Genomic DNA, 14,845 nt, shown 5'->3' with positions numbered 1-14,845 from the left:
GGCCGTCGTGAATCTATCGGAGGAGGGAAAGAGCCGGTCGGTGACCGGTCCCGATTCGGCGCGTGCAGGCGAATTGCCCGTATGGGTCGCATCCCGCGATAGCGCAAATCGGCCAGTGTCGCTGGCGCAAAGCGCTCTTGGCTCCGGGGCTGGTGACAGCTCTACCCGTCGCGCCGAGGTCAAGGTCGAGGTCAAGAACGACGCCCAGGCCCGCGCCGCGGGCGTCAACGGAGCCCTCGTCGCCTTTACCGGCACCGCCGCCGTCGGCGCCACCCCGGCCGGCAAGCTCCAAGTCGGCCTCGACGTCTCCGCCTGGGCCAAGTCGGCCGGGGCCAACTGGGCCGACCGGGCTCGGCTGGTCCAGCTTCCGGCGTGTGCCCTGACCACGCCCGGAGCGCAGGGCTGCACCCAGCGGACGCCGGTCGAGACCCGCCGTGACGGCTCCGGGCGCCTGGTCGGCGAGGTCGACGCGCCCAAGGGCCCGGCTGCGGGCATGCTGAAGGCGCCGACAGCGGGGAACTCGGCCTACGCCGCGACCCCGCAGGTCCTTGCCCCCCAGTCCGTCGCCCTGGCCGTCGAGCCCGGCCCGTCCGGCGCGAGCGGTGACTTCACCGCGACCCCATTGCTGCCCTCCGCTTCCTGGCAGGCCGGTTCGAACGCCGCCAACTTCACCTACGGCTACACCGTCGAGCTGCCCTCCACCATCGCCGGCCCGGCCCCTAGCCTGAGCCTGGGCTACGACTCCTCCTCCATCGACGGCCGGACCGCCTCCACCAACGCCCAGGCCGGCCTCTTCGGCGAGGGCTGGGACTGGCACCCGGGATCGATCTCCCGTACGTACAAGTCCTGTAAGGACGCGGGGATCAAGGACTCGGGCGACGAGTGCTGGGCGGGGGACATCCTCTCCCTGAACCTGGCCGGCCACGCCGGCCAGATCGTTCGTGACGACGCAACGTGCGTCTACCGCCTCCAGGGCGAGGACGGCACGAAGATCGAGCGGCTCACCGGGCAGCGCAACGCCGCCTGGAAGGGCGAGGGCTTCAAGGTCACCACGACCGACGGCACCCAGTACTACTTCGGCGCGAACCGCCTGCCTGGCGTCGACGGCACCGACCCCGAGGCCAAGTCCGTCTCCACCGTTCCCGTCTACTTCAACAGCAGCCAGGACAAGTGCCTCGGCGCCGACACCCCCGCCAACGGCTCCTGGGTCCAGATGGGCTGGCAGTGGAACCTCGACTTCGTCGTGGACCCGCACCAGAACCTGCTCCGGTACCGCTACGAGCAGGAGGGCAACTTCTACAGCCGCGGCGGCGGCCAAAACGACGGCAACGGCACCCTCACCGCGTACCAGCGCGGCTCCTACCCGACCTGGATCGGCTACGGCCAGCGCCTGCCCGACCAGCTCGCCGCCAAGGGCGCGGCCAAGCCCGCCGCCCAGGTGTGGCTGCGTACGACCGAGCGCTGCTTCGCGTCCGGCTCCATCACTTGTGACCCGTCCCAGCGCACCAAGGCGAACGCCAAGTCCTGGCCCGACACCCCGGTCGACCAGGAGTGCGCCGCCACCCGCCAGTGCCTGAACCTCTCGCCGACGTACTTCACCACCAGGCGCGTCACCAAGATCGACACCGAGGTCCTGGACGGCACGAACTACCGCACGGTCGACTCGTACGCCCTGAACCAGTCCTTCCAGGATCCGGGCGACGGCACCTCCCCGACCCTGTGGCTGGACTCCGTCCAGCGCACCGGCTCCAACGGCAAGACCCCGCTGATCCTCCCCGCGGTCTCCTTCCAGCCGATCCAGATCCCCAACCGCGTCGACGGCGTCGTCAAGCGCCCGGACGGAACCGAGGCCTCCGCGCTGCCGTACAACCGCCCGCGCATCCAGGCGATCACCACCGAGACCGGCGGCCGGATCAACGTCGTCTACAAGGCCCCGGAGTGCTCGCGCCTCCAGAACCGGATGCCGGCGTCCCAGGACGCCAACACCATGGCCTGCATGCCGGTGAAGTGGTACCTGCCCGGCCAGTCCTACCCGGACCCGGTCAACGACTGGTTCCACAAGGTCGTCGTCCAGTCCATCACCCAGCAGGACCTGGTGGCCGGGCAGGTCTCCACGGTCACGGAGTACGAGTACGGCGGCGGCGTCGCCTGGCACCGCAACGACTCCGAGTTCACCGACCCCAAGACGCGCACCTGGGACCAGTTCCGCGGCTTCGCCACGGTCACCACCCGCACCGGCACCGGCAGCGACGGCCCGCGCACCAAGTCCGTCGCCACGTTCCTGCGCGGCATGGACGGCGACGTCCTCGCCAACGGCACCAAGCGCAGCGTGGACGTCACCGACGCCCAGGGCGGCACCATCAAGGACGAGGAGGTGCTGTCCGGCTTCGTTCGCCAGACCCAGACCTACGACGGTGACGGCGGAGACGTCGTCGCCGACGAGGTCTCCACGCCCTGGCTCGGCGCGATCACCGCGACCCGCGCCCAGTCCGGCGGCATGCCGCCCATCACCGCCCGCGCCATGAACACGGCCAAGGTGACCAGCCGCGTAAAGCTGGCCAACGGCAACTGGCGCACCAGCGAGCGCACGTCCACCTACGACAACACCCTCGCCACCCGCCCGCTCAAGGTCGACGACTGGGCTGACACCTCACGCCTCGACCAACGCCTGTGCACGATGTTCGAGTACGCCACCGCCCCCGACGGCGTACCCACCCCGTTGGTCTCGCGCACCCTGATCCTCTCGGGCGGCTGCGGCGAGCCCCCCAACCGCAACAACACGGTCGGCGACACCCGCACCTACTTCGACAACCTCCCCCTCGGCCAGACCGGCACCACCGCCGACCAGACCGGCACGGAGGTCTTGGAGCGCTACGACGGCTTCAGCACGCCGGTCTACCGCCTGAACGCCACGTCGACGTACGACGCGTACGGCCGCGTGACCACCACCACCAACCACACCCGCAAGGACGCCGCCCACCCGGGCGGCGCGGTCACCAAGACCGAATACACCCCGGCCACGGGCGCCCTGCCGTCGGAAGTCACGCACACCAACCCGCTGGGCTGGAAGTCCGTCAACACCCTCGACACCGGCCGCTCCCTGCCGGTGAAGACGACGGACGAGAACGACCACGTCGCGGAACGCGAGTACGACGCCTTCGGCCGTATCGTCAACGTCTGGCAGCCCGGCCAGGAACGAGCCAGGGGCTTCAAGCCGGTCCGCACCTTCTCGTACGGCATGAACGGCACCAACGCGCCGTCGACCGTGCTGAGCAAGGCGCTCATGCCGGACGGCCAGACCTACAGCTCCACCTACACGATCTACGACGGCATCGGACGCATCCGCCAGACCCAGGCCACCACGGCCTCCGGCGTGGACGGTCGCCTGATCACCGACGCGCTGTTCGACTCGCAGGGCCGGCAGGTGAAGACGAGCGCCGCCTACTACAACGACGAGGCTCTGCCGTCGGCCGCACTGTTCCTGCCCAACGGCGGGGTCCAGCCCGACAGCAAGATCCCGTCCCAGACCTACCAGGTCTTCGACGGCCTGGGCCGTCCGACCGCCACGGTCTTCCAGTCGTACGGCGTGGAGCAGTGGCGCTCGAAGACGGAGTACCTGGGCGCAGACGAGGTCCGTTCCATCCCGCCCAACGGCGCCTTCGCCTCGGCGTCCATCACCGACGGTATGGGCCAGCGGGTGGCGCTGCGCCAGTACAAGGCCAACACGCCCACCGGCTCCTACGACGAGACTACCTACGGCTACAACACCCAGGGCAAGGAACTATGGCGCAAGGACTCCGCCGGCAACGAGTGGACCTTCGCCTACGACCTCCTCGGCCGCGTCGTGAAGACGAGCGACCCGGACGCTGGCACCGGCACCACCACGTACGAGGACGCCAAGAACCAGGTCACGGTCACCGACGCCCGCGGCAAGAGCGCCACCATCGTCTCCGACATCCTCGGCCGGACCCTCGCCACCTATGCGGGCACGGTTGTCGACCCGGTCAAGCAGGTCGCCGGGTTCACCTACGACACCAAGGTGCTGGGCAAGCCCAGCAGTACCACCCGCTACGTCGGTGGCGTCGCAGGCCAGGCGTACGTCTCGGAGGTCACGGGCTACGACGGCGGCTACCGCCCGCTCGGCACCAAGACCACTATCCCGGCGTCCGAAGGCAAGCTGGCCGGCGTCTACGAGACCGCCAACACTTACACCGAACTCGGCAACTTGTGGAAGAGCAAGCAGCCTGCCATTCCCGCTGCAGGTCTCGGGGCCGAGACGCTCACCTTCAAGAGCGACATCATCGGAAACGTCGTCGCCCTCGACGGCCTCATCGGCTCGGCGCTGTGGCCATACCTGGTCGACACCCGCTACGACGCCTACGGCCGCGCGATCCGCAGCACGGTCGGCAAGACTGGCAAGCAGATCGTGTCGACCACCGACTACGACCTGGCCACCGGCAGGCCGGTCCGCTCGTTCCTGGACAAGCAGACCTCCGCCAAGGCCAGCGTCGACGTCATCGACTACACCTACAACCAGGCCGGCCAGCTCACCTCGATCGGCAACACGCAGGACGGCACCGCCCGTGACCTGCAGTGCTTCACCCACGACTACCTGGGTCGCCTGACCCAGGCCTGGACTGACACCGGCGCCCAGACCACGGCTCCGCAGCCGTCGGTCCGCGGCATCGGCGGCTGCGCCAACACGGACGGCCCAACGGTGGACGGCGCTGGGAAGCCGAGCGTGGGCGGTCCGGCGCCGTACTGGCAGCAGTACGAGTACGACAAGCTGGGCAACCGCACCAAGCTGGTCCGCAGGGACCCGACGGGCGACACGTCGAAGGACGCGACCGTCACCCAGACCTTCGGCACGGGCCTGAACACCCCCTCCACCGACCCGAAGACGGGCGGCGGCACGGGCGGCCCGCACGCGCTGATGACCTCCACGGAAACCAGCGCCGCCACGGGCACGAAGGTCACGTCCTACACGTACGACGCGAGCGGCAACACCACATCCGTCACCAGCACCCCGGGCACCAAGACCCTGACCTGGAACGACCAGGGCAAGCTCGACAAGATCACCGGCACCGGCGAGAGCGCGGGCACGAGCTACCTCTACGACACGGCCGGCAACCAACTGATCCGCCGCGACCCGGGCAGCACCACGCTCAACCTGGGCAGCGACCAGATCACCCTGGATACCGCCAGCGGCAAGGTCTCCAACGTCCGCACCTACGGCGTCTCCGGCGGCCTGTCCGTCACCCGCACCACCAACGGCGGCACCTCGACCCTGACCTACCAGGGCTCGGACCACCACGGCACGGGCGGCGTCCAGTTCAACGCCACCGACCTCACTCACGTCCGCCGCCACTCGGACCCGTTCGGCAACGAACGCGGTACAGCGCCGGGCATGTGGGCGGGTGACAAGGGCTTCGTCGGTGGCACCAAGGAGAAGGCCACAGGCTTCACCCTCCTGGGCGCCCGAGAATACGACCCGACAACGGCTCGCTTCATCAGCCCGGACCCGATCATCGACCCGGGCGACCCACAACAGTGGAACGGCTACGCGTACTCCAGCAACAGCCCGATCAACAAGTCCGACCCCAGCGGAATGAAGGAGTTCTGCGACAACTTCACTAGCTGCACAGCCCCTCCTTCCAAGGGCGCTTCGGGTGGCAATAGCAATAGCACGGGTGACGACCCGGGCAATGGTGGCTCGTCCGGCGGATCTTCCTCTGAACAGAAGGACTACGACGAAGCCCAGGACAAGGTCACCAAGGCCAAGCAGCGGACCGATCAGCTCAAGCATGAAGTTGTCGAGCTCATCGGGGACCTGATCGGCTACAACGACGCCCGGGACTGCTTCACCAAGGGCGACGTGATGGCTTGCATCAACACGGCCTTGGGCGCCGTCCCCTGGGGCAAGATCGCGAAGGCGATCAAGGTCGGCATCAAGGCTTTCAAGATCTACAAGGAGGTGAACAAGGCCTATGACGCCGTCCACGCAGCCGAACGCAACGCCTCCCGCGCCTCTGAAGCCCTCAGCCGCAGCAAGAAGGCGATTCAGGAAGCCCGGGAGGCCGAAGCGAAGGCGGCCAAGGCAGCCAAGGAGAAAGCTGGCTCGAAGTCCGAGAGCGACAGCGCAGGAACAGACTCCAAATCCAGCAGAAGCGAAGCGGACGGGGAAACCCAGTCCGCCAGCGCCGAATCCCGTGGTGGGAGCGGTTCGGAGGGCGGAGCCCCGGCCTGCAAGCTGAACAGCTTCCCGACCGGCACCCACGTCCTGATGGCCGACGGCACCACCAAGGCCATGGAGGACATCCAGGTCGGCGACAAGGTCATGGCGACCGACCCCCAGACGGGCGAGACCGCCCCGAAGGAGGTCACCAACACCATCACCACGCCGGACGACAAGGAGTTCACCGACCTCACCCTCACCGACGACGCTAACCCTCGCGGCTCGCCGGTCACCCTTACCTCTACCTCCCACCACCCCCACTGGAGCGAAACCCGCCGCCAGTGGCTCGACGCCGGCGACTTCGCGGAGGGCGAGCAGCTCCGCCGACCTGACGGCAGCACTGTCACCGTCAAGGCCACCCGGAACTACCCGCTCGCCGTCACCACGCACAACCTCACGGTCGACGACTTCCACACGTACTATGTGCTCGCCGGCGCCACCCCGGTCCTCGTTCACAACTGCGGCGGAAGTGCACTCGAAGCTGCACAGGGCGTTGCCGATGCATCCGCATCAATTCGCCCGTCGGCTGCAAGGCCGGCAGTAGCGGAAGCTATTAAACTGTCGAGTGGTCGAGTTATAGCGAGCGCTAGTGTTCGGGGGGTGCAGGTTCGCCTCCACCCGGCAGTTTCGGCAGTCTTGAGCACGGTTTCACCCGGCGCTCGTGGTGTGGGGCACGGTCAATGCGGTTTGGCCGTGTGTATTTCGCAGGCTCTTTTCACCGGGGAGAGTCCGATGGGCGCTGATGCTGCGGCAGTCATCATTAGAGCTAATGTTGATCACGTCAAGCACGGATTCCCTGTCGGGCCTTGCGATAGTTGCAGGTCTCTCAGCGAACACTTCAAGCTCAACTTCGTTACGGATGACTAGGATGTCTGAGCTATCTCAAGAAACCCAGCAAGTGCTACTGAACGCGGGGTGGGAGGCGGGTCGGCGAGTCGACACCTCGGAGTGGTGCACTCGACTAGCGAATGATGGCTTTACCATTCATGAAGCAGCCGAGCGATTCCTTTCCGAGTTCGGCGGCCTGTCGGTTCCGCATGGCGGTAGTGGAATTTCGCGAGCGAGGGAGGCGTTTGAATTCGATCCACTTCTGGCTCTCGGTGAGGACGACAGGTTCAGCGAGTGGGGTGAACTGGTCGGAAAGGTTATTGCCCCTATTGGTGAGCTTGCCCAAGGGAGATATTTTCTTGGGATCGACGAAGATGGGACGATCTACCTCGTAGCCGATTGGTTGGCGCAATTTGGTGCCGGTGTCAACGGGGTGGAAAGCCTGGCCCTCGGTGTAGCTCCAGAGGTTCTGTATCACAGCTATCCGTAGCCTTCCCGCAATGGAGGAAACACAGAAGCCCGCCGGGGAGTGCCGGCGGGCTTCTGTAGCGCTTTGACGGCAACGCTGACGGCAACGTCAGCGGACGATGGCAGCGGCGGGCGGGTCGTTGGGGTCATCGTTGGCCGGGTTGAGGGCGCCGCCCAGGGTGTCGATAGCCTGGCGTTGGAGGCGGAGCCGAACGTGGGCGTAGACGCTGGCGGTGACGCCGATGTGGGCGTGACCCAACAGCTCCTTGATCACGACGAGGTCGACACCCTGCTCCAGGAGCAGGGTCGCGGTCGAGTGGCGAAGGTCGTGAAAGCGGATGCGTCGGAGTCCGGTTCGGTCGAGGAAGCTGCGGAAACGACGGGTGAGGTTGGCCGGGTCGAGGGGGCGGCCAGTCGGCGTGGTGAAGACCAGGCCGCTGTCCCTCCAGGCTGATGCTGCCGTCTCGAATTCCTTGTCCTGCCGTTTCCTGTGCTCTTTGAGGGAGTGGCGGCACTCGGTCGGCAGCGCGATGCGGCGTTCGGACGCCCGAGTCTTGGTGGGCAGGTGGGTGAGACCGCCCGTTCGGGTGCGTTGGAGCGACCGTCGGACACTGGCCGTTCCGGTGGTGAGGTCGAGGTCTTCCCAGTGGAGGCCGAGGAGTTCGCCCTTACGGAGGCCAGTGCGTAGGGCGAGTTCGTAAAGCGCATGCAGCCGGTCGGCGCGGGCGGCGTTGAGGAACAACCGCGCCTCGGTCCCGGTGAGTGGCCGGAAGCGTCTGGGCCGGGGCGCAGCGGTCTTGACGTTCCGGGCGACGTTGCGGGGCAGCTCATCTTCCCGGACGGCGTGCTCCAGCGCGGACTTGAGCACCGAGTGCACATACGCCACGGTCGAAGGGGACAACTGCTTCCGGCAGCACTCGCCGATGGCGCAGCATGCCTTCCGTTCCGTATCGAGCCCCTGGGTGCAGCACTGGCAGGTGATGCGGAGCCGGTCCAGGAAGGTGCGTACGTCCTTCGCGGTCAGTCGCGCGATCTTCTTGGTGCCGAGGCCGGGGATGAGGTGGAGGCGGATGCAGGTGGCGTAGCGGGTGTGGGTGTTCTCGCGGAGCTGGTGGACGGCGACGCTATTCAGCCAGTACGTGAGGTGGTCGCCGATGGTGCTGTCTGCGGTGGCGACGGGCAGGCAGCGATTACTGTCGGCAATCTTCTCGGCGAGTTTGTCGGCGGCTTCCCTCCGCGTGCTGCCGTAGACGCGGACGCGTTTGTGGGTGCCGTCGGCGGCGAGGACGTAGCCGGCGGCTTCCCAGCGGCCGTCCTTGCGCTGGTAGATGGTGCCTTCGCCGTTGGCGCGGGCCTTCTTACGCTTGGGGGCGGTCATCAGGCGGCCTCTTCCAGGTAGCGCTGGACGTAGTCGGCGAGGGCGTGGGCGGGGATGCGGCGGGCGCGGCCGATGGTCAGGGAGGACAGGCGGCGGGTGCGCATCAGGTCGTAAAGGGCGGAGCGGCCGATCTTGAGGCGGGCCATGGCTTCGGGAACGGTAAGCAGCTCGTCACGCACCTGCTGTCACCTCCTGTTCGCGGGTCGGACCGCCGTTGATGAGTGCGGCGAGGCGTTCGAGGTCGGGCGTGAGGCCGATGCCGTCGTAGGCCCAGTGGACGAGGACGAGGGTGGTCGGTGAGGGCGGAGGGGTGTGGCGGTGGTGCCATTCAGCGCGGGCGGCCCGGAGCGCTCCGAGGGTCGTGGAGTAGGCGCGGGTCTTGGTGGAGAAGTGGCCGCGGAAGCCGAGCATGTGGGCCCACTTGCGCAGGTTCAGGTGCTTGAGGTCGTCGCGGTTGCCGAGGGTCCAGGTTGTGCGGATCATTCGGGCGGCGTGCTCGGGCATGGACTCGCACCAGAGCTCGGTGATCCTCTTCAGCCGGTGGTCGAGGGTGCCGGTGGCGGCTTCGGTGCCCTTGGTGGCGTACTTGGCGACGTACCCGGCGACCTTGCCCTCGGTGATCGCGGTCCCGCCCTGGAAGGCCGTTGATCGGATGATCCTGGTGTCGATCTGCTCGCCGAATGCGAAGGGGCGGACGCGGCCGCTGACCTTGGGACCGCTGACGTGGGCGCAGTTGGCTGCGATTCGTATGGCGTCGGCGAGGAGTTCGGGTGTGGCCCATGCGGGTGGTGGGGTGTACGGGCCTGCGGGGCCGTCGAGGCGGATCACCGCGTGGAAGTGGATCAGTCCGCGCTGCGCATCATCGGCCTGGCCCTCCTCGTCACCGGCCTCGCCATGGCCGCCTCGGCCCGCCGCCGGTAGCACCGCCGCCGCCCTCTGCCCTCCCACCGTCGAGCGGAGTCTGACAACCATGACCTGGCAGTGGATCGGGAGTGGTGGCCGCCCGGCGCCAGAACGGCACCCCTTGGAGGAAACTCCGGAAGGGACCGAACTGCACGCCACGCCCCTCCCCCGCCCGGTGTCACTCTCTGCCGGGTTCGAGGGCAGTGAGCCGATCGCCGAGGCCCGGCTACTTGCCCGTTCCTTCCTGGCCGACGTGCAGAACATCCATGGCCTGCGCGTCTCGGACCGCGCTCTGGACCTGGTGGAGCTGGTCGCCAGCGAGCTGGTCACCAACACCCGCAAATACGCACCCGGCCCCAGCCTGCTGACCCTCCAGGTCCGAGACGGCTGCGTGGATGTGACCGTCTGGGACAGCAACCCGGATATGCCGACGATCCTGCCTCCAGACCCCACCCGAGTGGGACAGCACGGACTCGAGATCATCATGGCCTCCGCCCTGACCTTCCAGCTCCACCGCGAACCCGTCGGCAAACGGATCACCGCCTCCATCCTGCTCGCCGACGATCTGGCCACGGACGCGGCAGGCCGCTGAAGGGTAAGAGTTCAGGTCCCTTCCGACCAGGCCCGGCAGAAGCACACGGGTTCGCAGATTCTCAGATGGGAAGAGGCAGGGACCGCGTGTCGTTGAGGCCCCTCACTGCACCGGTCGCGTATCGCAACGAGTCCGCGCGGAACACACCAGGCTGGCATCGGCCATGTGGAGGCCGGTCAAGTAGCGATACAGGCCGCCCCCGCACTGCAGGGTGCCCGACGTATCCGCACCGTAGGGCGAGAGAGCCGGAGTTCTTTGTGCCTGCTGATTGTCCGGCGTGATACGGCGCGAGTATCTTCGTCAACGGTGTGCCGGGAAGTCTGGTCGGCGATCAGGGGCCGCGTGCCCGCCGTACCGACACTGGAGGCCCGCATGGTCTCGCCCGCCTTTCGTACGGAATCCCTGACCAAGCGCTATGGCCGCGTACTGGCGCTGGACGGGCTGGATCTGACTGTCCCGGCCGGCGAGGTGTTCGGCTTCCTCGGCCCCAACGGGGCCGGCAAGTCCACCACCATCCGGTTGCTGCTGGGGCTGGCCCGGCCCACCGCCGGCCGGGCATGGATCTTCGGCACCGACGCGGCCGACGTCGCGGTCACGCACCGGCGCCTGGCGTACGTGCCGGCCGACGTAGCGCTGTGGCCGCAGCTGGCCGGCGCCGAGATCCTTGAACTGCTCGCGCGCACGGGCCCCGGCACCGACCGGTCCTACCGGGACGAGCTGGTCGACCGGTTCGACCTCGACCTATCCAAGCCGGGCCGGGCGTATTCGACGGGCAACCGGCAGAAGGTGGCGCTGGTGGCCGCGTTCGCCACCCGGGCACCTCTGCTCGTGCTGGACGAGCCGACCAGCGGTCTGGATCCGCTGATGGAACGCGAGTTTCGCCGCGCGGTCCGCGAGGCCCGGGACAACGGCCAGACGGTGTTCCTCAGCTCCCACCAGCTCGCCGAGGTCGAGGCCGCCTGCGACAAGGTGGCGATCCTGCGTGCCGGGCGGCTCGTCGACGTCGCCACCGTGACGGAGTTGCGACGGCTGCACCGCACGGAAGTGGCGGTGTGCTTCAACACGGCGCCACCGGATCTGGCCCAAGTGCCCGGTGTGGAGGCCGTCGAGGTGACCGGCGCGGCCTCGGTGCGGTTCACCCTCACCGGCCCGCCGGGGGATGCGCTGCAGGTACTGGCGGCGGCAGATGTGGTCAGCCTCGCGGTGCGGGAACCTTCGCTCGAGGAGATCTTCCTCGGCTATTACGGCGGGGAGCAGCGGTGACGGCCGTCGAATCGCCGACCAAGCACGGCCGCCCCGCCACAGACGCGGGGCGGGCGGTGACTGCTCTTGCTCTGCGTCAGACCAGGCGCGGTGCGCTCTTCGTGACCGGGCTGGCGGCCGGAATGTCGGCGGTGGCGGTGGCCGCCTACGCGAGCACCGTAAAGGACCCTGCGGATGCGGCAGCGCTGGAGGCGCTGGCGGGGAACCCAGCGATCCGCACTCTGTTCGGCGAACCGGTGGCGCTGGGCGATGCCGGTGGGTTCGCCGTGTGGCGCACGGGGACGGTGTTGGCGGTCGTGCTGGCCGTGTGGGCGCTGCTCGCCGCGACGCGGATCACCCGGGGTGAGGAGGATGCCGGCCGGTGGGATGTGCTGCTGGCCGGGCGGGTGCCGGTCACGACCGTGGTGGCACGCCATGTCGCCGTCCTGGCGGCGGCGTCACTGGTCGCAGGTTCCGCCGTGTTCGCCGGCCTGGTCGCGGCGGGTGCCGCTGTGGGCGGCGCCGCGGTGCACAGTGCCGGGCTGGCGTTGTGCGGGGTGTTCTTCGCCGCGGTGGGCGCGATGACCGCTCAGGTGTTCGCCACACGATCGTCGGCCAGCGGCGCGGCGGTGGCTGTGCTCGGCATCGGCATGCTGCTACGGATGGTCGGGGACGGTGTCGCCGCCCTGGGGTGGCTGCGCTGGCTGTCGCCGTTCGGCCTGATGGCGCTGACCCGCCCGTACGACGGGAACCGGATCTGGCCTCTGATGGTCCTGGTGGCTGCTTGCCTGGCACTGGTCACCGGGGCCGCAGGCGCGGCCGGGCGGCGTGACATCCGCGGCGGCTACCTGCGCTCGCCCTCCGGCCGGGCACCGCGTATGTGGCTGCTCGGCTCGGTCCAGGCGTTCGCGGTGCGGCGGCTGGTGCGGCCTCTGGCCGCCTGGTCGGCCGGTGTCGGCGCGTACTACCTGCTCATCGGGGTGCTGGCCGTGTCCATGACGGACTTCCTTACCGGCAATCCACGGTTCGCCGACCTCGCCGCGCAGGCCGGCTTCACCGGGCTCGGCACCGTACGGGGATACGCCGCCACGCTGTTCGCGCTGCTGGCCGTCCCGGCAGGGGCCTTCGTCGCGGTCCGGCTCGCCACGCTCGCCGCCGACGAAACCGGTCGGCGCCTGGCTCTCCTCTATGCCCAGCCCCTCACCCGGGCGAGAATGCTCACCGCAGAGATCGCCGCCGCGCTCGGCGGCGTCATCGTGCTCACCACCGTCGCCGGCCTCGCCACCTGGAGCGGGACACGGGCCGTCGGTGCCGACCTCGGCCTCCTCGCCGCGCTGGCCGGGGCCTGGAATGTACTGCCGGTCGCATTCCTCTGCCTGGGCGCCGGTGTACTCGCTCTGGGCTGGGCGCCACGCGCGGTCGCCGTCCTCGGTTCGCTCCCGGCCGCGGGCGGGTTCCTGCTGAAAGTCATCGCCGAAAGGTCCGGACTGCCGGCGTGGGTTGGCCAGCTGTCCCCGTTCGCGCACTTGGCCGCCGTACCCGACGACCCCGTCAACTGGTCCGCGGCCTTCCTGATGACAGCTGTCGCCGCGCTCGCCGCGGCCGCTGGTGCCATCGGCTACCAACTGCGGGACCTTCGCACCTGACCGCATGGAGGCTGCATCCCTCTGAGTCTGCGGCGCCCCCACCCCGGAACAAGCGGCCCGCTGAGCCGAGGTCACCACCTCCTGCGTCCGGGCCCTGCTCTCGGAGGGCCGGGGGCCCCGACCCGTGGTCGTCATGCTCCGCTTCCACGGCTGGACCGTCGAATCCAACGCCACCGGCAGCTGGGTCAAGAACCAGTCCACTCAACCACTACAGCTCGGCTCAGCCGCCCGGCTCAGCCCGGTGACCCGCGCCATACCCGACTCCCATCAGCAAATCGGGGCAGCGTCCCGTTCAAGGAGCACGCGAACGAGCCAAGGGCAACGTCTCGAAGTACCGCATCGTCGTACCCGGCGCCGGATGCACCGGGGCCTTCGCCGCCGGGAGCCTGGCCCGTCGGCTCTCCCCGCCGACGCCGAGGCCGACGTCTTCGCGGGCAGCAGGGTACGGCTGCGCCTGGCGCGGGTCTCCGGCGTCGATCCCCAGCGCAGGACAGTCGCCGTGACCCGCGAGGACGGCGACGGCGAGCTCGCGTACGACACGCTTCTCTCCGCGCTCGGCAGCTCCGTAGCCCACCATGACGTCCCCGGCGTGGCCGAGTATGCCTTCGATGTGACCGGCCGGTCCTCGGCGCTGCGTCTGCGCGAGCGCCTGGCTGCCTGGGCGAGGGCGGCACCGTGCTGGTCGTCGGCGAGGGGCTGACCGGCATCGAGACCGCCACCGAGCTCGTCGAAGACCCGCTGCCTGCGCCAGGTCTACCGGCTCGGCATCACCGTCCACGAGCCCTCCGGCATGGAAGCCGTCAAGCCGACAGGGGCGTTCGCCGCCGACGGTACGTCCATCCCGGCCGACGTGACCGTGTGGTCGGCCGGGTTCGCCGTGCACTCCATCGCGGCGGACACCGGCCAGGAGGTCGCCGAGACCGGCCGGATCGTCGTCGACCGCACCGTGTGCTCGGTCTCGCGCCCGAACGTGTACGCCGCCGGTGACTGCGCCTACGCGACAGGGCCGGGGTGCCGCCCGGCGGGACACTGGCTCCGATTCCATCCGAACAAACTGGGTAAAATGTTGGAAAAGCGACAATAGCAACGTTCTCCTTTACCCTGTCGGGAGGCGTAGGCGATGGACCCTTGGCTGATCTGGTTGATCACCGCGGCTCTCTTGGGTGTGGCGGAGATCTTCACTCTCACCGCCGCACTCGGCTTGCTCGGCGGCGCCGCGCTGGTTACCGCAGTCCTCGCGGCGATCGGACTGCCCCTCCCATGGCAGCTCCTGGCTTTCACACTCGTGGCGACGGTCGGCTTGGTGTTCCTGCGCCCGATCGCCATGCGCCACCTGATGCCACGGGAAGGCGAGCGCTTCGGCGTGGAGGCCCTGGTCGGAGGATCCGCGTACGTGACTGCCGAGGTGACGGGATTGAGCGGCAGGGTCCGCATCGGTGGCGAGGAATGGACGGCCCGCGCCTACGACGAGACGCAAGTCATTCCTCCTGGAACAACCGTCGACGTCATCGAGATCAAAGGCTCCACCGCGCTCGTCTATCCCCGGGAGTGAA

The 14,845-nt window shown here is 68.6% G+C and carries 9 protein-coding genes and 1 pseudogene; 7 read left to right on the top strand and 3 right to left on the bottom strand.

Going from position 1 to position 14,845, the window contains the following annotated elements:
- Positions 1-115: 115 nt before the first annotated feature.
- Both OG624_RS34590 and OG624_RS34585 read left to right on the top strand, forming a co-directional pair.
- Positions 116-7,102, top strand: a complete 6,987-nt coding sequence (locus OG624_RS34590) for a polymorphic toxin-type HINT domain-containing protein (RefSeq protein ID WP_371640279.1) — start codon at positions 116-118, stop codon at positions 7,100-7,102.
- Position 7,103: 1 nt separating this feature from the next.
- Positions 7,104-7,553 (top strand): SUKH-3 domain-containing protein, encoded by a 450-nt coding sequence (locus OG624_RS34585; RefSeq protein ID WP_371640278.1) that lies wholly within the window; start codon positions 7,104-7,106, stop codon positions 7,551-7,553.
- Positions 7,554-7,640: 87 nt separating this feature from the next.
- Here OG624_RS34585 and OG624_RS34580 read toward each other — a convergent pair whose 3' ends face one another.
- The 3 genes from OG624_RS34580 to OG624_RS34570 are packed head-to-tail and all read right to left on the bottom strand — an operon-like array spanning position 7,641 to position 9,737.
- Complete coding sequence (locus OG624_RS34580) at positions 7,641-8,909, bottom strand: tyrosine-type recombinase/integrase (RefSeq protein ID WP_371640277.1); 1,269 nt, start codon at positions 8,907-8,909, stop codon at positions 7,641-7,643.
- Positions 8,909-9,088, bottom strand: a complete 180-nt coding sequence (locus OG624_RS34575) for a helix-turn-helix domain-containing protein (protein WP_371640276.1) — start codon at positions 9,086-9,088, stop codon at positions 8,909-8,911. Before OG624_RS34575 ends, OG624_RS34580 begins: the two co-directional genes overlap by 1 nt.
- Positions 9,081-9,737, bottom strand: coding sequence for a replication initiator (locus OG624_RS34570; protein WP_371640275.1), 657 nt, complete (start codon positions 9,735-9,737; stop codon positions 9,081-9,083). Before OG624_RS34570 ends, OG624_RS34575 begins: the two co-directional genes overlap by 8 nt.
- 250 nt (positions 9,738-9,987) lie before the next feature.
- Here OG624_RS34570 and OG624_RS34565 point away from each other — a divergent pair, with 250 nt between their 5' ends.
- The 5 genes and pseudogenes from OG624_RS34565 (at position 9,988) to OG624_RS34545 (ending at position 14,844) form a co-directional block, all read left to right on the top strand.
- Positions 9,988-10,404 (top strand): ATP-binding protein, encoded by a 417-nt coding sequence (locus tag OG624_RS34565; RefSeq protein ID WP_371640274.1) that lies wholly within the window; start codon positions 9,988-9,990, stop codon positions 10,402-10,404.
- Positions 10,405-10,776: 372 nt separating this feature from the next.
- Entirely contained in the window at positions 10,777-11,667 is an 891-nt protein-coding gene (locus OG624_RS34560) for an ABC transporter ATP-binding protein (RefSeq protein ID WP_371640273.1), read from the top strand.
- Positions 11,668-11,723: 56 nt separating this feature from the next.
- Complete coding sequence (locus OG624_RS34555) at positions 11,724-13,292, top strand: ABC transporter permease (protein WP_371640272.1); 1,569 nt, start codon at positions 11,724-11,726, stop codon at positions 13,290-13,292.
- A gap of 338 nt (positions 13,293-13,630) precedes the next feature.
- Positions 13,631-14,313: pseudogene (locus OG624_RS34550) on the top strand (NAD(P)/FAD-dependent oxidoreductase); the annotation flags it as partial.
- A 99-nt stretch (positions 14,314-14,412) separates the two neighbouring features.
- Complete coding sequence (locus OG624_RS34545; protein ID WP_371640271.1) at positions 14,413-14,844, top strand: NfeD family protein; 432 nt, start codon at positions 14,413-14,415, stop codon at positions 14,842-14,844.
- Position 14,845 lies beyond the last annotated feature (1 nt).

This window comes from Streptomyces virginiae (assembly GCF_041432505.1).
In the GTDB taxonomy this organism is placed as follows: Bacteria; Actinomycetota; Actinomycetes; order Streptomycetales; family Streptomycetaceae; genus Streptomyces; species Streptomyces virginiae_A.
Note: the sequence above shows the minus strand (reverse complement) of the source record. Positions and strands in the feature narration are given on the sequence as shown.

Excerpts from the sequence above, each read along its gene's own strand:
- OG624_RS34585 (WP_371640278.1), top strand. The coding sequence starts at position 7,104 with ATGTCTGAGCTATCTCAAGAAACCCAGCAAGTGCTACTGAACGCGGGG.
- OG624_RS34580 (WP_371640277.1), bottom strand. The coding sequence starts at position 8,909 with ATGACCGCCCCCAAGCGTAAGAAGGCCCGCGCCAACGGCGAAGGCACC.
- OG624_RS34560 (WP_371640273.1), top strand. The coding sequence starts at position 10,777 with ATGGTCTCGCCCGCCTTTCGTACGGAATCCCTGACCAAGCGCTATGGC.
- OG624_RS34545 (WP_371640271.1), top strand. The coding sequence starts at position 14,413 with ATGGACCCTTGGCTGATCTGGTTGATCACCGCGGCTCTCTTGGGTGTG.